The organism is Halopiger thermotolerans, assembly GCF_054654555.1.
The window spans coordinates 2516354-2531934 of sequence record NZ_BAAIEU010000004.1 but is presented as its reverse complement, the minus strand read 5'-3'; the positions used below and the strand labels follow the sequence as shown (position 1 = coordinate 2531934).

Sequence of the window (15581 nt, the reverse complement as noted above, 5' to 3'; positions counted from 1 at the left end):
TAGTCGGCGTCGCGGCACCCGCGGTGACCGTTCACGCAGAGTACCAGCAATACTTTCCTGAACGGTCGACTGGTGTCCGAATTGTCCGGTTCGTGAGCCACTATGACCCTGGGGGCCCTACACGAACGTATGGCAGACGACTACGCCAAAGACGTACTTGTGGACGCCGATTGGGTCGAGGAGCGCCTCGACGAGTTCCAGGACGACGATTCCGACCTCCGACTGATCGAGGTCGACGTCGACACGGAAGCCTACGAAGAAGAACACGCGCCCGGCGCGATCGGGTTCAACTGGGAGACGCAGCTCCAGGACCAGACCCAGCGCGACATCCTCGAGAAGGAGGACTTCGAGGACCTGCTCGGCAGCCACGGCGTCAGCGAGGACGACACCGTCGTCCTCTACGGCGACAACTCCAACTGGTTCGCCGCCTACGCCTACTGGCAGTTCAAGTACTACGGCCACGACGACGTCAAACTCCTCGACGGGGGCCGCGAGTACTGGCTCGAGAACGACTACCCGACCACGGACGAGGTCCCCGAGTTCTCGGAGACCGAGTACGAGGCCGCCGGTCCGCGCGAGAGCATCCGCGCCTACCGCGAGGACGTCGAGAACGCGATCGAGCGCGGCGTGCCGCTCGTCGACGTTCGCTCGCCCGAGGAGTACAGCGGCGAAGTGCTGGCCCCGCCGGGACTCAACGAGACGGCCCAGCGCGGCGGTCACATCCCCGGCGCGAAGAACATCTCCTGGGCGGCCGTGACCAACGACGACGGCACGTTCAAGGACCCCGAGGAACTCGAGGAACTCTACGCCGAGGAAGGCATCGACGGCGACGAGACGACCGTCGCCTACTGCCGCATCGGCGAGCGCTCCTCCGTCGCCTGGTTCGCCCTGCACGAACTGCTCGGCTACGAGGACACCGTCAACTACGACGGCTCCTGGACCGAGTGGGGCAACCTCGTCAACGCCCCGATCGAGACGGGCGACGGCGACTAATCGACGCGTAGTCGTTCGAAGCGATCCGATTCGGTTTTATTTTATTGCGAGTCAGTAGCCGTAGCCGTCGCTGTCACTGTCGCCTTGCTCTCGCTCTCGGCGGCCAAACCGTGATTTCGTGTCGACTCGAGCGCACCGTTCTCAGCCCGCGGTGAATCGGAACCGTTACCGCGATCTAGTTGGATTTCTAAAACGATGGTCGACGCCGACTCGTGGCTCTCGAGTCGCAAAGCGACGAACCAACTGCTATGTGTCGCGATCGTCGTCCTCGCTGCGGGGTTCGTCAGCATCGGTGAGGGATACGGCGGCTTACGAGCGGTCGCAAAACTATTGTTAGTAGTCGTCCTCGCCAGCGCACTACTCTTGGCCCTCGGAAAGCTTGTCAGTCCTCCTCCGCCCGACCGAGAGCGTACTCGAGATGACGACCGATAGCGCCGGCCGGTCCGTTTTACGAGCTAGCCGCCGCCTCGAGACCGCGACCCACTGCCGATGACGACAGGCCTAACTCCCGGCCCCCCGAACGACCGCCCATGACCGACGCCGACGCGTTCGTCGAGACCGTTCAGGATGAGAACCAGACCGAACTCTCCCGGCTGGGCTCCTCGAAGTCGCTGTACGCCGACACCGGCGGCGACATCGACACCGAACCCGTCCTCGAGGCGACCGCTGACGCCGAACACGCGGCCTGGCAGACCTTCAGCCAGTGGGCCGACGACGAGGACCACGACGCCGCGCGCGAGGCCTTCGCGACGACGGCCGACGAGGAGCAGGGCCACTTCGAGACCGTCCTCGAGGAACTGGGCAACGAGGAGTACGAGCCCCAGGACGTGCCCGCGCTCCACGAGTACCTGCGCGGCCTCGAGTCGACCGTCGAACGGGTCGGCGCGCTCATCGGGCGCATCCTCGCGAGCCAGCGCTCGAAAGATCAGGTCGTCGGCTTCTTCGTCGGCGACGCCAGCCCCCAGACCGCCAGCGTCTTCCGCGACTTTGGCGACGATCTGGACGCGCAACTCGAGCGCGCCACCGAGCTGCTCGAGGAGGTCTGCGAGAGCGACGAGGACTGGGCGCAGGCGGAGGCGGCCGCGACCGGAGCGATCGAGGCGGCCTACGACGAGTACGTCGAGAACATGGAAGCGATGGGCGCGAACCCGAAGCCGGTCTGCTGATCCCCGCGACCTCGGGCAGTCGGCCGAAACGCCGCCGTTCCGGTCACTCTCGCCGTCGAATCGCGCTTCTGATCTGACTTTTCGGTACCCACTCGTCGGCGAGCCCGACGGCGTCGTCCCGGGTCTCGAACTGTCGGTACTTCGCTTGCAGCCGCCGCTCTAACTCCTCGCGGCGGTCAGCGTCGGCCCCGGTGTTCTCCAGGCCCCGCTCGAGCGAGCGAATCCCGTGTGCGAGGCGCATCAGCGCGTGCGTCGCCGCGGAGTCCTCGACGAGAATCGCCTTGTCGGTTTCGCGGGCCAGGCGGCCGACGAACGTCGTCGGTGCGTCCCCGTCCGCGTCCGCGCCGTCGACCTTCTCGTCGGCCAGCCACTGCGGGAGGTGGAGAAAGAGTTCGTCGTCTGCGAGTAAGTCCAGCAGCTGCCAGATCTGCCGGGTGTCCTGTTCGTTGAGCAGGCCGCGCGCTCGGGCCTCCTGCAGCGTCACCGAATGGGACTCGAGGTCCCGCGCGTGCCACTCGCGAGCGAACGCGTCGTAGTCGGCGTACTCCGTAATCGGGTCGCTCACTACGGCCCGCCACGGGGCAGCGCCGGAAGTAACTCCCGCTTCCAGCGCGGGCGCGTCGGCGCGGCGACTCGGGCCTATACGCCCTCGACCGTCGACCGGAACGCGCGGATCGACTCGAGGGCCTCCTCCACGCGGTCGGCGACCTCGCCGCCCTCCTCGTCGGCGATGTCGGTCAGGATGTGCTCGTGGCGAGCGAGTTTGCCGTGGTCGGGGCCGCGGTCTGCGGTCGCCAGGTCGTCGAACTCGTCGGCCTGGTTCGCGAGGCGCTCGCGGGCGTCGTCGTTGTCGGTCGCGTCCGCTGCGGTTCGAAGCGATTCGGCTGCGTCTGCGAGGTTTTCTCGCGCCATATACTGACGTTCAGCAGTCGGTACTAAAACGGTTTCAATAATCCCTCGCTCGCGGGACTACCCGGATCGCTGTCATGGTGCGGTGCGAGAGCCGTCAGTCGACGCGTTCGATCCGCTCCGCGAGGTCGACATCGGCCACGTCCTCGCTCGAGAGGCCGGCCACCGTATCGTGGAACGCCGTCCGGTAGCTCGCCGGCCCCTCGTAGCTCGCGTCGGCCGCGCGCTCGCCGGCGAGGCCGAACGCGAGCGTGCCGTGGACGGCGGCGGCGAAATCGTCCTCGAGCGCGCCGCGGAAGGCCGCGATCGTGGCGCCGACCATGCAGCCGGTGCCGACGACCGTCGAGAGCATCTCGTGGCCCACCGCAAGCCGGTAGACGGCGTCCTCGGTCGCGACGACGTCCTCGACGCCGCTGGCGACGACCGTCGCGCCGGTCGACTCGGCCAGCGACTGGGCCGTGTCCTCGATCTCCTCGTAGTCGCCGACCGATTCGACGCCCTTCACCTCGGCCTCGACGCCGGCCAGCGCGCTGATCTCGCCGTAGTTGCCCTTGATGACCGCGAAGTCGGTCGACTCGAGCAGCCCCTCGGCGACGCTCCGGCGCGTGGCCGTGGCGCCGACACCGACGGGATCGAGGACGATCGGCGTCTCGAGTTCGTTGGCCGTCTCGGCGGCGTCGTGCATGGCGTCGACGCGCCGGTCGGGCACCTGGCCCGTGTTGAAGAGGATCGCGTCGGCGAGTTCGGCCATCTCGCCGGCGTCGCCCTCGGAGTCGGCCATCACCGGCAGCGCGTCCCAGTGGAGGATCAGGTTCGCGACGTCGTTCATCGTCACCTCGTTGGTCACCGAGTGGACGAGCGGTTGGGACTCGGCGATGGCCTCCAGCGAGTCCGCGAGGTCGACGTTCTGGGGGTCGAGTTCGTCACTCATTGCCGATCCCTCCGTTCTCGAGCGGCGTCGCCGTTTCGACGGCCCGTGCAAGGGCCTCGGTCGCGGCCCGGGGATCCTCGGCCGCGGTGATCTCGGAGATGACCGCAACGCCGGTCGCGCCGGCCTCGACGATGGGGCCGGCGTTGTCGGCCGTGATGCCGCCGATGCCGACGATCGGGATCGAGACCGCGTCCGCGATGTCGGCCACGCGTTCGGGACCGATTCGGTCCTTTTCGGGGTCGACGTCCTTCGACGTGGTGCCGTAGATCGTGCCGACGCCGAGGTAGTCCGCGCCCTCGGCTTCGGCCTCGCGGGCCTCCTCGACGGTCGAGGCCGAGCAGCCGACGATCGCGTCCGGGCCGAGCAGGTCGCGCGCGACCGCGACGGGGAGATCCGACTGACCGACGTGGACGCCGTCGGCGTCGATCGCCCGCGCGATGTCGACGCGATCGTTGACGATCAGGTCGACGCCCGCCTCGGCGGTCAGGTCGCGCACCTCGAGGCCGAGCTCGTACCGCCGGCGCGCGTCGGTGTCTTTCTCGCGCAACTGGACCGCGTCGATCCCGCCGTCGATCGCCGCCTCGACGATCTCGAGGGTCGAGCGCCCCTCCGAGAGCGACGCCTGCGTGACGAGGTAGGTGTGCCAGTTCGGGAAATTCACGGTGTATATTCCTCGGTGATGTCACTAAGCCGCTTCGGTCGCTGGGGGTGGTCTCGGACTCGAGTTCGAGCGAGCGACCGTCCGCTCGCGAAGACGGTTCAATCCGCGCAAACCCACGCTTATGGATTCACGTAGCGTACGTTCGGTGATGGGCTCGAACCGCACCGGACGGCGAACGGTCCTTGCGGGGCTCGGGGCGACGGCCGCGGCGTCGCTGGCCGGCTGTCTAAGCAGCAGTGACGGCAGCGACGAGGACGGCGGCACGGACGAGCCGGAGGAACCCGTGGTCGACGCCGCGGAGACGACCGTCGGCAACACCGATCCCGAGGCGTGGCGGGACGTCACCGAACTCCGGTTCGACGGCTACGTCGGCGGTTGGCTCGGCCTCGCACCCGCGGCGATCGAACTGGTCGAGAACCCGACGCTGGTGCTCGTCGACGGCCGGAAGTACGAACTCACCTGGACGAACCGGGACGGCATCCACCACAACATCGCGTTCTGGGACGAGGACCGGAACGTGGTCAGGGACTACTCGACGCCGGGCAACGAGACGGCCGGCGCGAGCGAAACGCTCGTCTTCGAGGCGACCCCCGAGATGGACACCTACCGCTGCGAGTACCAGCCGGCGGGGCAACTCGGCGACGTGCGACTCATCTCTCCCGACTCGGGCTGATCGCCGGTCGAACGGTCGCGCTCGAGCGACGACCGCCGATTAGCGAACCACCGTAACCGACACCGGCGCGCGCCGGACGATTTTCTCGGCGACGCTCCCGAGCAACACTCGAGAGACACCCTCGCGTCCGTGGCTGCCGACGATGATGTGATCGACGTCGTTCTCCTCGGCGAACCGGACCACCTCTCGAGCGGGATCGCCGGCGGCCGTCTCGACTCGGAAGTCGACGTCCTCGGTCGCGACCAGTTCCGCGAGGTCCTCGTGGAGGTCCTCGGAGGCGGTTTCCCGGCGATCGGCCAGCGTCTCCTCGACGGCCTGAACGCTCGCTTCAGTGAGGCTGTCGGCGACCTCGACGACCCGCAGCAGGACGAGTTCCTCGTCCTCGTCGGCGTACTCGTCGAACGCGTAAGTCACCGCCTGCTGTGCGGGGTCGGAGCCGTCGTAGGCGACGAGAACGGACATATCGGCGGTACGGATCGGACGTCAATAAAGACCGATGCGGATCGGAGTTCAGACGCCACCGACCGGAGCGAACCGAAACAGGACGAAGGCGCCGACGGTCGCGACCACGGGCACGAGGTTCTGCACGACGAGCACGCGGGCGGTCGTCGCAGGGTCGAACAGCGCCGCCGTCGCCGGAACGTCGTTGGGGCCGTCGTTGCCGATCGGCGGTGCGGATTCGCCGTCGTCCTCGCCGTCGTCGACCAGTGCGCCGACCGAAACCGGCGGCTCCTCGCCGGCGGCGGCGGAAAGCGTCGTCGTTCGCGTCGCCCGCCCCCAGCCTAGCCCGATAATGCAGGTCGTCGCGATGACGACGAAACTCGCCGGGATGCCGACCGCCGAGAGCGCGACGACGAGCACCGAACTGATGACGGCGACGACGATCGCCGCCGGCAGCGGCAGCCTCGTGAGGTCGTCGCCCAGCGTCTCGAGCGTGCGCCGGGCGATCGTGAACGCGCCGAGCGCGACGGCGCCCGACCCGAGCAGGACCAGCGCGTCCAACTCGAGCGCGCCGATCGCGTAGAGGGGCGCGACGGCGTTGGCGACGTTGCTCGTCCCCGAGGCGTAGGCCATTAGACAGCCGACGCCGACGACGGCCGCCGCTCCGATCCGGTGCCGTCGCCCGTCGGCCGAGCCGATTCGGAGCCGCGGAACGAGTCCCGCCGAAACGACCGATACCATCGGTCGCGCTCGATCGCGATCGTCCCCCTGCTCCTCGAGCGCGAGCCAGGCGGCGAGCCGCGGATACCAGTACCGGCCGACGACGCCGGCGACCCAGAAGCCGACGACCGGCGCGACGAGCCACGCGACGACGATCTCGCGGAGCGCGCTCCAGTCGAGTTCGCCCGTCGCGTAACCCAGCGCCGCGATCGCGCCGACGGCGGTCATCGACGTCGACGCCGGGACGCCCGCGTAGTTGCCGAGAAACAGCGCGGCCCCGATCACGAGCAGGACGGCCACGCTCGAGCGGAGCGTGAACGCGGATGGATCACGGAGGAGGTCACGCGAGAGCATCGTCACGACCTCCGGACCGACGGTCAGCGCGCCGAGGAAGAAACAGCCGGACATGAGCGCGGCGGCGACGCCCTTGCCGATGACGTCGGCGCCGATTGCGGGACCGAACGCCGGCCCGGTCGTCGAACCGCCGACGTTGTACCCGACGAAAATCGCGCCGAGTACGCCGACGCCGAGAAGCAACTCGGACATACTGTCTACAGTCTAATATGTTATGTGTGGTATTTACCGATTATGCATCTGACAACTAGCGATCCACAGCCTCAGTTACCGGCAGTAGACGACGCTCGTTTGCACGGCTACTCGAGATGCAGCGATCGAAACTCGAGAAATCAGTCGGACGGTTATTCGTCGAAGCCGTCCTCGAACCGGAACGTGCCGTTTCGCTGTACGACTTCGCCGTCGACCTCGATAAAGGAATCCTCGCTCATGTCGACGATCATGTCCACGTGGACCGCCGAGTCGTTCTGCTCGTTGTCCTCGCCGACGGTGTCGTCGTAGGCGCGGCCGACTGCCATGTGGACCGTGTCGCCCATCTTCTCGTCGAACAGCATGTTGTAGGTGAACTGGTCGATCTCGCGGTTCATCCCGATGCCGAGTTCGCCCAGTCGGCGCGCGCCGTCGTCCGTGTTGAGGACCTCGGTGAGGACGTCCTCGTTCTTCGCCGCCGAGTGGTCGACGACCTCGCCGCCCTCGAACTCGAGGTAGACGTCCGTGATTTCCCGGCCCTGATGATAGAGGGGCATGTCGAACAGCACCTCGCCCTCGACGCTGTCGGGGACGGGCGCGGTGAAGACCTCGCCGCCGGGGAGGTTGTGCTCGCCGTGGTCGTTCAGCGTCGGGTTGCCGTCGACGGACATCGTCACGTCGGTCGTGTCGCCGCTGACGATGCGGACCTCGTCGGCGGGGTCGAGGATCTCGACCATGTGCTCCTGGTGCTCGCGCTGTTCCTCCCAGTCCTTGTTGACGGCGTCCCAGACGAAGTTCTCGTAGCCCTCCGTGCTCATCTCCGCGAGCTGGGCGTTCGCCGGCGCGGGGTACTGCGTGAGACACCAGCGAATCCCGAGACGCTCCTCGAGGATGGGCTGGTGGGCCTGCTGGTAGGCCGCCTGGGTCTCGGGGTCGACGTCGCTGGTCTGGGTGACGTTGTCGCTGGCGCGGATGGCGATGTAGACGTCCGTGTTCTCGATGAGCGCGAGTTCGTGCTCGGGCGTCTCGAACTCGCCATCGGCGGCGCGCAGGTAGGCGCGGCGCTGTCGCGCGCCGGTTCGCTGGGTGGTCGTGACCGGGTTCGCGCCCGTGTCACCGATCACTTCGTGCAGCGCGACGACCAGATCCTCGGCGACCGGATGGGCGTCGATGACGACGTTGTCCCCCTCCTCGAGGTCGACCGAGTGGTTCGCGATGATCTCGGCGTGTTCGCGGATGCGCGGATCCATGTGTCACGGCTACCCGAAGCGGCGGGATACCGTTTTCGAATCGAAATGATAGGGCAGCGACTAATCGTCGCGGCCCGCAACGACGCGAGTTACGGGCTCGAGTCGAAACGGTCGCGATCGACGGTCGAGCCTCGATACGGATCGTCGTCGGCGTCGACGAGTTCCTGACAGAGCGAGACCGTCGCGGCCGTCAACACGAGCCCGACCGGGCTCGCGACGAGCAACGCGAGGGCAAGCCCGACGATGCCGGCGTTCAGGAGCACCGAGAGCACGAGCGAGACGACGGCAGCGGCGACGACGTGGCCGAGGGCGAACCGGAAGTACGCCCCGCCGGCCGTCGCGAACGCGTAGGAGCGACGGAACGCCTCGAGGACGCCCGCGTCGGCGACGACGAGCAGGAACGGCGCCGCGTAGAAGCAGTAGCCGAGCACGAACACCAGCGGGATGGCGAGGAGTAGCAACGGCGGGGCGACCAGCGCGAACGGGACCAGCGCCAGGAACGCGCCGAAGACAACGAGGTAGTACGCGAACAGCCGCGGCGCGTAGTCGACGACGCAGGCGACCGGCGACGGCGACTCGTCGCGCAGTCGGCGGTCGATCCCGCCGAGGTAGGCGGCCGCGACCGCGGCCCCGATCACCGCGTACGCGAGCAACGCGACGCCGAGCCACCAGAGCGGCACCGAGCCGAGGGCGTCGGCCGGCACCGCGATGGACTCGACGGGCGTCTCGATCGTCACGTCGGACCCGGCGGCTCGACCGCCGCCGGCCGGCGCGGCCCCGCCGGGGCCGTCGAACGGCGCACCGCCGTCCCAGCTCGGCGTCGGACTCGCCGGATCGGGCGGATCGACCAGCGACCACAGCTCGAGCAGCGGCGACGGGAGGGCGAACTGGATCGAGAACGAGGTGGTCGTCGGTGCGAGCACCCGTTCGATCTTGTCCACCTCGAGCAGCGAGAGCACGAGCGGCACGACGGCGTACGGCAGGAGTTCGTCGAGTCGGTCGGTGACGCGGGAGACGTGGCGCGAGAACGCGCCGCGCGATCGATCCGACGGCGAACCCCCAGCAGGATCGGCGGGCGACTCCGGTTCGGGGACCATACGACCGTCAACAAAGGATAGGGAATTGAAACCTTCGCTTAGCTGTCGGTCGTCCGCTGTCCGATTCCGAGCGGCCGACTCGAGCGGGTACGCCGCCGCGATAGCGGCCGATCGACGCGGCGAGAACGTCGACTATTTCCACCGCACCGCCGAACGCGAACGCATGATCGACCTGCGCTCGGACACCGTCACGACCCCCGACGACGCGATGCGCGAGGCCGCCGCGACCGCCGACGTCGGCGACGACGTCTACGGCGAGGACCCGACCGTCACCGAACTCGAGGCCCGCGCGGCCGACGCCGTCGGCAAAGGAGCCGCCCTCTACGTCCCCTCCGGCACGATGGGCAACCAGATCGCGGCGCGGGTCCACGCCGACCGCGGGCAGGAGGTGCTGGCCGACCGCGAGAGCCACGTCGTCAAGTACGAACTCGGCGGCCTCGCCCAGCACGCCGACCTGCAGGTCCGCATGCTCGAGACCGACCGCGGGGTGCCGACGCCCGAGCAGGTCGCCGCCGAGCACGTCGCCGAGGACCTCCACCGGCCCGGGACCGGCCTGCTCTGCCTCGAGAACACGCACAACGCCCGCGGCGGGCTCGCGATCGCGCCAGAGAAGATCGCCGCCGCGGCCGACGCAGCACACGAGCGCGACGTGCCGGTCCACCTCGACGGCGCGCGGGTGTTCAACGCCGCGACGGCACTTGACGTGCCCGTCACCGACGTCGTCGATCCGGTCGACTCCGTCATGTTCTGCCTCTCGAAGGGCCTGGGCGCGCCGATCGGCTCGGTGCTCGCGGGCAGCGAGGAGTTCATCGCGGAAGCCCGGCGCACTCGCAAGCTGTTCGGCGGCGGCATGCGACAGGCCGGGATCGTCGCGGGACCCGGCCTCGAGGCCCTGGAGAACGTCGACGACCTCGAGCGGGATCACGAAAACGCGAGCCTGCTCGCCGAGGGACTGTCCGATCTCGAAGGCTTCGACGTGCAGGCGCCGGAGACGAACATCGTCCTCGCCGACGTTTCGGGGACGGGGCTGGACGCCGAGGGCGTCCTCGAGCGCTGTCGCGAGCGGGACGTGCTGGGGACGGTCTTCGGGCCGACGACGGTGCGGTTCTGCACCCACCGCGACGTCGATCGCGAGGCCATCGAGCGGGCGCTCGAGCGGCTCGCGGCCGAGTTCTGACTACTTCTGGCGCATCCCGTCGCGGAACTCGAGGACGGTGCGACGGAGCAGCAGGTACGAGAAGAAGATCAGCGCCAGCAGGATCAGGACGATCGCGACGATGACGGGATCTTCGGGGATGAGCTCCAGCATACGAGGGCGATACCGTGTCAGCGTGGATAACGGTTTCGACGCGTCCGATCGCCGCCGATCGCGAGCGGCGGCCGACCGTCCGATCGGCGCCGACGACGGTAGCTAAAACCGGCGTTTCACCTTACGCCGCGTATAATGCCCCGGAGAGCGAAGGTAGCAGTGCGTCTCGATCCGCGGCCCGCCACCGCCGCTGACGGCCTTCGGCCGGATCGAGACGGCCGCGACTCCGATCGTCGCTCCGGATCCGAGTCGTCCGAGCCCGGATCGATCACCCCGAATCGGATCGCCCCTCCCCACCACCGACCCGCTCGAGGACCGCTCGAGCGGATCGGGGGCTCCCGCTGACGCCTGTCTCGGACCGCGTATCGCGCGCCACCCCGCTGACGCTTCCGCGAATTCGGTCGCGAGTTCTTCGGCGTCGTCCGCTGCCGGAGTACTGAAACGCTATTCCGTCCCCGTCACCTCGAACGACTCCACCAGCGTCCCGTCCGGTTCCCGAATTTCGCCTTCGAGTCCGGTTCCGTCGGCCGCCTCCTCGAGCACGGCGAATCCGGGCCTGTGTCCGCGCGGCTGGGCGTGACTCCCCGGATTCAGCAGGAGGCAGTCCTCGGCGTCGACGACGGTCGGCCGGTGGGTGTGTCCCGAGACGACGACGTCCGCGCCCCGCGAGCGGCCGAACATCGACAGGCCGACCTCGCCGCCCTCGCGGCGGTGGGTGACGGCGAACCGGACGCCGGCTTCCTCGACGACGCGCGCTTCGGGCAGTCGATCGCGAACCGCGCCGCTGTCGGCGTTGCCGTGAACCGCGAACAGGCGGTCGCACTCCTCTTGGAACGCCTCGAGCGCCGCCGTGCTGGTGAAATCGCCGGCGTGGACGACGACGTCCGCCTCGCGGGCGGCGGTCAGGGCCTCGCCCTCGAGTTCGTGGCCGTCGGCGCTGTGCGTGTCGGAGAAGATTGCGATCTGGGTCTGGGTCTGGGTCTGGGTCTGGGTCCGGGTCATAGCGGGGCTTCGCCCGCCGCCGACAGGTTCCTTTCGGATGCGTCACGGTCCCTCGCCGGCCGCCTCGAGTGGACCGAACGGCGGCAGCGAACCGGTCGTCGATCGGGACCGACTTGCTCTAGAGTGCCTTATACTTTTGGTACAGGCCTCTGTAGTCGTCGCCGATGGCAAGTAGTACCTCCGTCGTACTCGCGGCGCTGTTCGCGAACGGCGCGATCGCGGTCCTGAAGTTCGGCGGGTATCTGCTGACCGGCAGTCCCGCCATGCTCTCGGAGACGTACCATTCGATCTCGGACACGGGCAATCAGATCTTCCTGTTGATCGGGATCAAGTACGGCGCGCAGGAGGCGAACCGGACCCACCCGTTCGGCTACGGGAAATCGCAGTTCTTCTACAGCCTCCTCGTGAGCGTGATGCTGTTCGGCATCGCCGGCTGGGAGAGCGCCCACCACGGCTACGACGCGCTGACCCACGGCGGCACCCACCGCGCGGCCGAGCCCGTGACGCTGCTGGGGCAGACGTTCGACCCGGTCTACGTCAACTACGCGGTCCTGATCGGGGCGATCGTCTTCGAGAGCTACGCGCTCTGGAAGGCCTACCAGGGAATCAGTCGCCAGATGGACGAGTTCGGCTGGACCAGCCTCCGCGAGGCGTTCAGCAAGACCAGTGACGTGACGACGCTGACCGCGCTCACCGAGGACAGCATCGCGCTGGCCGGTGCGGGGATCGCACTGTTCGGCATTTACCTCACTCGAGCGACCGGCAACCCGATGTACGACGCCGCCTCCGCGCTCATCATCGGCCTCCTGCTCATGGGCTTTGCCGTCGCGCTCGCCTGGGAGAACAAGCGGCTCATCATCGGGGAGAGCCTCCCGAAACCGGCCGAGGACGAACTTCGGGCGATCGTCGCCGACTGGGACGGCGTCACCGAACTCGTCGACTTCCGGACCGTCTACTTCGGCGCCGAGGAACTGCTCGTCACCGCCGACGTCGCGTTCGAGCCCGACCTCGAGGCCGAGGCGATCGACGAGCGCATCACCGAAATCGAACGGGCGCTGCGCGACCACGACGATCAGGTACGGCGCGTCTACATCGAACCCGAAACGACGACGACGCCGTAGGGCCGACTCACGCGCTCGGCGTTCCGCTCCCGTTCTCGTCCTCGTCTCGGTCGTTGTAGCCGGCCACGATCGTCGCCCCCGGCGGTCGCTCGTTCAGCACCGCCTCGACGGTCGTCTCCTCGAGGTCGACGGTGGAGGTGAGCGGCTCCCAGCCGTCGTCCGTTTCGACCGCGACCGCGACGTCGGTGGGGCTCGCGCCGGGCGGCAGTTCGGAGGGGTCGTACACCAGCGAGATGCGGACGGCCTCGATCGCTTTCAGGCCGTCGAGGCCGGCGATCGTGACCGGTTCGGAGAGGGCGTCGACCGGCGGGTCGCTGTCGCTTCGCTCGAGGCCGAACTCGTCGGGGACGACGCCCGCGACGACGTCAACGCGGGCGCCGGCGTACTCGAGTGTGGCTTCCGCGACGCTGTCGGAATCGTATCCCGGGATGGCCATATCGTGTTCGGGGGGAGGGCCTCGAGACGTATGGCTGTAGACCGTGCGATAGCCGGCCGGCGGTCGATTCGCCGTCGGCCGTTTCCATACCGAACCCGACTCGAGACGAACGCTTTTATCGCAGCGGGAACCTATCACGCACTGTGTCCGAGACTACCGGGTACATGCGCTTTTTCCCGTACGACCAGCCGTACGAGAATCAGCGCGAGGCGATGGACCGCATCCACAACGCCCTGGTACGCGGGCAGAACGTCCTCTTCGAGGGGGCCTGCGGGACCGGCAAGACCCTCTCCTCGCTCGTGCCGGCCCTCGAGGTCGCCCGCGAGCAGGACAAAACGGTGGTCATCACGACCAACGTCCACCAGCAGATGCGCCAGTTCGTCGCCGAAGCCCGGGCGATCACCCGCGAGGAGAACATTCGGGCGGTCGTCTTCAAGGGGAAAGGATCGATGTGTCACATCGACGTCGGCTACGAGGAGTGTCAGGCGCTGCGGGACAACACCCGCGCGCTGGTCGACGCCGAACGCGACAAGCAGCAACTCGAGCGCCGCCAGCGCGAACTCTTGGCGGAGAGCCAGGAGGAGGGCAGCGGCGGCTCCGCGGCCGACGCTCGCTCCGCCGTGATGGACGAACTCGAGAACATCGAGGAGCGACTCGAGGATCTCGAGGACCAGAACGTCTGCGACTATTACCGGAACAACCTCACCGAGAACACGGACGAGTTCTTCGGCTGGCTTTTCGAGGACGTCCGCACGCCCGACGACATCTACGAGTACGCCGAGCAGCAGCAGCTCTGTGGCTACGAACTGCTGAAGGAGGGGATCGAAGGCGTCGATCTCGTCGTCTGTAACTACCACCACCTGCTGGACTCGATGATCCGCGAGCAGTTCTTCCGCTGGCTCGGCCGCGACCCCGAGGACGTCATCGCCGTCTTCGACGAGGCCCACAACGTCGAGGACGCCGCCCGCGACCACGCCACGCAACACTGCTCCGAACGGACCTTCGAGTCCGCCCTGGACGAACTCGCCGACGCCGACGACCCGCGCTCGGAGGACGCCGCGAACGTCCTCTCGGCGTTCCACCGCGCGCTCGTCGAAACCTACGAGGAATCCTTCGGCTTCGGCGACCGCGAGGGGATCGGCGAGAACTGGGAGGACGTCCCTATCGCCAACGAGGACCGCAAGGACGACCTCACGCTCGAGTTCCTCCAGCGCTACTCGGGCCGGGGGATCCAGGAGGACTTAGAGGCCGCAATGAAGCTGGGCCAGGAGCTCGACCAGCAGTACGAGGAGGCGTATCGGGAGGGCGAGACCGCGACCCGCACCGAGTGCCAGACCCTGCAGGCCGCCGCCTTCGTCAGCGCGTGGATGTCGGAGGGTTCGAAGGAGGGCCAGTACCCGGTCGTCTCCGTCACCCGTGACGCCGGCACCGACGAGATCTACGGCCGCGCGGAGCTCTACACCTGCCTCCCGCGGCAGGTCACCGGCCAGCTGTTCGACGAAGTCTACGCGACCGTCCTGATGAGCGCCACGCTGCAGCCGTTCGACGTCACCGAGGACGTGCTCGGCCTCGAGGACCCCGTCACGATGGCCTACGGGCTCCAGTTCCCCGAGGAGAACCGCCGCACCTACGCCGTCGAGACGCCGCCGCTGTTCGCCTCGGATCGGGACGACTCCGCCGTCCAGGAGGAGGTCACCGACGCCATCTACGACGCCGTCCGGATGACGCCCGGCAACACGCTCGCCTTCTTCCCGAACTACGGCGAGGCCGAGCGGTACGCGGATCGCCTCGAGCGCCGGCTCGGCGGCGACCGGCGGGTCTACCTGGACGAACCGGGCGTGGCGGTCGAGGAACTCCGGCAGAAGTTCGTCGCGGACGACAAGGCCGTGCTCTGTACGTCGCTGTGGGGCACCCTCGCCGAGGGCGTGAGCTTCGACGGCGACGACGCCCACACGGTCCTCGTGGTGGGCGTCCCGTACCCGCACCTCGACGACCGCGCGGAGGCGGTCCAGGAGGCCTACGACGCGGCCTTCGACGGCACCGAGACCGGCTGGCGCTACGCCGTCGAGATTCCGACGGTCCGCAAGACGCGGCAGGCGCTCGGGCGCGTGCTCCGCTCGCCCGACGACGTCGGGGTTCGTGCGCTGCTGGATCGGCGCTACTCGCGCTCGGCGAAGTCGGATCTCGGCCGGTACAGCGTCAACGGAACCTTTCCCCACGAGGAGCGCGAGGAGCTGATCGACATCGACCCCGAGAAACTCAAGTTCGCGATGCGCAACTTCTACGGCGATCACGGCGCCTACGACGGCGAGCCGCCGGCGCCGTGAGT

General features: G+C 68.2%; 18 protein-coding genes. 7 read left to right on the top strand and 11 right to left on the bottom strand.

Annotated elements, in window-relative coordinates; all coding sequences use genetic code 11:
* The first annotated feature begins 129 nt into the window (after positions 1-129).
* From ACYQ26_RS20305 to ACYQ26_RS20295, 3 genes are all read left to right on the top strand, one after another.
* The gene (locus ACYQ26_RS20305; protein WP_459810692.1) at positions 130-993 is read left to right on the top strand and encodes a sulfurtransferase; all 864 of its coding nucleotides are present in this window, start codon (positions 130-132) and stop codon (positions 991-993) included.
* Positions 994-1188: 195 nt separating this feature from the next.
* The gene (locus ACYQ26_RS20300; protein WP_459810691.1) at positions 1189-1425 is read left to right on the top strand and encodes a hypothetical protein; all 237 of its coding nucleotides are present in this window, start codon (positions 1189-1191) and stop codon (positions 1423-1425) included.
* A gap of 98 nt (positions 1426-1523) precedes the next feature.
* The gene (locus ACYQ26_RS20295; RefSeq protein WP_459810690.1) at positions 1524-2159 is read left to right on the top strand and encodes a rubrerythrin family protein; all 636 of its coding nucleotides are present in this window, start codon (positions 1524-1526) and stop codon (positions 2157-2159) included.
* Positions 2160-2202: 43 nt separating this feature from the next.
* Here ACYQ26_RS20295 and ACYQ26_RS20290 read toward each other — a convergent pair whose 3' ends face one another.
* From ACYQ26_RS20290 to thiE, 4 genes are all read right to left on the bottom strand, one after another.
* Positions 2203-2724, bottom strand: coding sequence for a hypothetical protein (locus ACYQ26_RS20290; RefSeq protein ID WP_459810689.1), 522 nt, complete (start codon positions 2722-2724; stop codon positions 2203-2205).
* 74 nt (positions 2725-2798) lie between these two features.
* Positions 2799-3071, bottom strand: coding sequence for a DUF7553 family protein (locus ACYQ26_RS20285; protein ID WP_459810688.1), 273 nt, complete (start codon positions 3069-3071; stop codon positions 2799-2801).
* A gap of 94 nt (positions 3072-3165) precedes the next feature.
* Complete coding sequence (gene thiM / locus ACYQ26_RS20280; RefSeq protein ID WP_459810687.1) at positions 3166-3999, bottom strand: hydroxyethylthiazole kinase; 834 nt, start codon at positions 3997-3999, stop codon at positions 3166-3168.
* Positions 3992-4660 (bottom strand): thiamine phosphate synthase, encoded by a 669-nt coding sequence (thiE, locus tag ACYQ26_RS20275; protein WP_459810686.1) that lies wholly within the window; start codon positions 4658-4660, stop codon positions 3992-3994. Before thiE ends, thiM begins: the two co-directional genes overlap by 8 nt.
* A 148-nt stretch (positions 4661-4808) precedes the next feature.
* Between thiE and ACYQ26_RS20270 the strand changes: the two genes are divergently transcribed.
* Positions 4809-5333, top strand: coding sequence for a hypothetical protein (locus tag ACYQ26_RS20270; RefSeq protein ID WP_459810685.1), 525 nt, complete (start codon positions 4809-4811; stop codon positions 5331-5333).
* Between the two features lie 39 nt (positions 5334-5372).
* Here the strand turns inward: ACYQ26_RS20270 and ACYQ26_RS20265 are convergent, their stop codons facing one another.
* From ACYQ26_RS20265 to ACYQ26_RS20250, 4 genes are all read right to left on the bottom strand, one after another.
* The gene (locus tag ACYQ26_RS20265) at positions 5373-5795 is read right to left on the bottom strand and encodes a universal stress protein (protein WP_459810684.1); all 423 of its coding nucleotides are present in this window, start codon (positions 5793-5795) and stop codon (positions 5373-5375) included.
* 48 nt (positions 5796-5843) lie between these two features.
* On the bottom strand, positions 5844-7040 hold the full coding sequence (locus tag ACYQ26_RS20260; RefSeq protein ID WP_459810683.1) for an inorganic phosphate transporter: 1197 nt from the start codon (positions 7038-7040) through the stop codon (positions 5844-5846).
* Positions 7041-7192: 152 nt separating this feature from the next.
* Positions 7193-8287 carry an aminopeptidase gene (locus ACYQ26_RS20255; RefSeq protein WP_459810682.1) on the bottom strand — a complete coding sequence of 365 codons (1095 nt, stop codon included), beginning with the start codon at positions 8285-8287 and terminating at the stop codon, positions 7193-7195.
* 89 nt (positions 8288-8376) lie between these two features.
* Complete coding sequence (locus ACYQ26_RS20250; protein WP_459810681.1) at positions 8377-9384, bottom strand: hypothetical protein; 1008 nt, start codon at positions 9382-9384, stop codon at positions 8377-8379.
* A gap of 163 nt (positions 9385-9547) precedes the next feature.
* On the opposite strand from ACYQ26_RS20250, the gene ACYQ26_RS20245 reads away from it, so the two are divergent.
* Positions 9548-10561, top strand: a complete 1014-nt coding sequence (locus tag ACYQ26_RS20245) for a threonine aldolase family protein (RefSeq protein ID WP_459810680.1) — start codon at positions 9548-9550, stop codon at positions 10559-10561.
* Here the strand turns inward: ACYQ26_RS20245 and ACYQ26_RS20240 are convergent, their stop codons facing one another.
* Together ACYQ26_RS20240 and ACYQ26_RS20235 are read right to left on the bottom strand one after the other, a co-directional pair.
* Complete coding sequence (locus ACYQ26_RS20240) at positions 10562-10693, bottom strand: DUF7859 family protein (RefSeq protein ID WP_459810679.1); 132 nt, start codon at positions 10691-10693, stop codon at positions 10562-10564. It abuts the gene before it with no gap.
* A 444-nt stretch (positions 10694-11137) separates the two neighbouring features.
* Complete coding sequence (locus tag ACYQ26_RS20235; RefSeq protein WP_459810678.1) at positions 11138-11695, bottom strand: metallophosphoesterase; 558 nt, start codon at positions 11693-11695, stop codon at positions 11138-11140.
* Positions 11696-11859: 164 nt separating this feature from the next.
* Between ACYQ26_RS20235 and ACYQ26_RS20230 the strand changes: the two genes are divergently transcribed.
* On the top strand, positions 11860-12816 hold the full coding sequence (locus ACYQ26_RS20230) for a cation diffusion facilitator family transporter (protein WP_459810677.1): 957 nt from the start codon (positions 11860-11862) through the stop codon (positions 12814-12816).
* 7 nt (positions 12817-12823) lie between these two features.
* On the opposite strand, the gene ACYQ26_RS20225 is transcribed toward ACYQ26_RS20230, so the two are convergent.
* A complete protein-coding gene (locus tag ACYQ26_RS20225) occupies positions 12824-13252 on the bottom strand; it encodes a hypothetical protein (protein WP_459810676.1) in 429 nt (142 codons plus the stop codon).
* A 143-nt stretch (positions 13253-13395) separates the two neighbouring features.
* On the opposite strand from ACYQ26_RS20225, the gene ACYQ26_RS20220 reads away from it, so the two are divergent.
* On the top strand, positions 13396-15579 hold the full coding sequence (locus ACYQ26_RS20220; RefSeq protein ID WP_459810675.1) for an ATP-dependent DNA helicase: 2184 nt from the start codon (positions 13396-13398) through the stop codon (positions 15577-15579).
* The last annotated feature ends 2 nt before the right edge of the window (positions 15580-15581 follow it).

Coding starts and splice junctions, on each gene's coding strand:
- ACYQ26_RS20305 (WP_459810692.1), top strand. CDS start 130: ATGGCAGACGACTACGCCAAAGACGTACTTGTGGACGCCGATTGGGTC.
- ACYQ26_RS20300 (WP_459810691.1), top strand. CDS start 1,189: ATGGTCGACGCCGACTCGTGGCTCTCGAGTCGCAAAGCGACGAACCAA.
- ACYQ26_RS20295 (WP_459810690.1), top strand. CDS start 1,524: ATGACCGACGCCGACGCGTTCGTCGAGACCGTTCAGGATGAGAACCAG.
- ACYQ26_RS20285 (WP_459810688.1), bottom strand. CDS start 3,071: ATGGCGCGAGAAAACCTCGCAGACGCAGCCGAATCGCTTCGAACCGCA.
- thiM (WP_459810687.1), bottom strand. CDS start 3,999: ATGAGTGACGAACTCGACCCCCAGAACGTCGACCTCGCGGACTCGCTG.
- ACYQ26_RS20270 (WP_459810685.1), top strand. CDS start 4,809: ATGGGCTCGAACCGCACCGGACGGCGAACGGTCCTTGCGGGGCTCGGG.
- ACYQ26_RS20265 (WP_459810684.1), bottom strand. CDS start 5,795: ATGTCCGTTCTCGTCGCCTACGACGGCTCCGACCCCGCACAGCAGGCG.
- ACYQ26_RS20260 (WP_459810683.1), bottom strand. CDS start 7,040: ATGTCCGAGTTGCTTCTCGGCGTCGGCGTACTCGGCGCGATTTTCGTC.
- ACYQ26_RS20255 (WP_459810682.1), bottom strand. CDS start 8,287: ATGGATCCGCGCATCCGCGAACACGCCGAGATCATCGCGAACCACTCG.
- ACYQ26_RS20250 (WP_459810681.1), bottom strand. CDS start 9,384: ATGGTCCCCGAACCGGAGTCGCCCGCCGATCCTGCTGGGGGTTCGCCG.
- ACYQ26_RS20245 (WP_459810680.1), top strand. CDS start 9,548: ATGATCGACCTGCGCTCGGACACCGTCACGACCCCCGACGACGCGATG.
- ACYQ26_RS20240 (WP_459810679.1), bottom strand. CDS start 10,693: ATGCTGGAGCTCATCCCCGAAGATCCCGTCATCGTCGCGATCGTCCTG.
- ACYQ26_RS20235 (WP_459810678.1), bottom strand. CDS start 11,695: ATGACCCGGACCCAGACCCAGACCCAGACCCAGACCCAGATCGCAATC.
- ACYQ26_RS20230 (WP_459810677.1), top strand. CDS start 11,860: ATGGCAAGTAGTACCTCCGTCGTACTCGCGGCGCTGTTCGCGAACGGC.
- ACYQ26_RS20225 (WP_459810676.1), bottom strand. CDS start 13,252: ATGGCCATCCCGGGATACGATTCCGACAGCGTCGCGGAAGCCACACTC.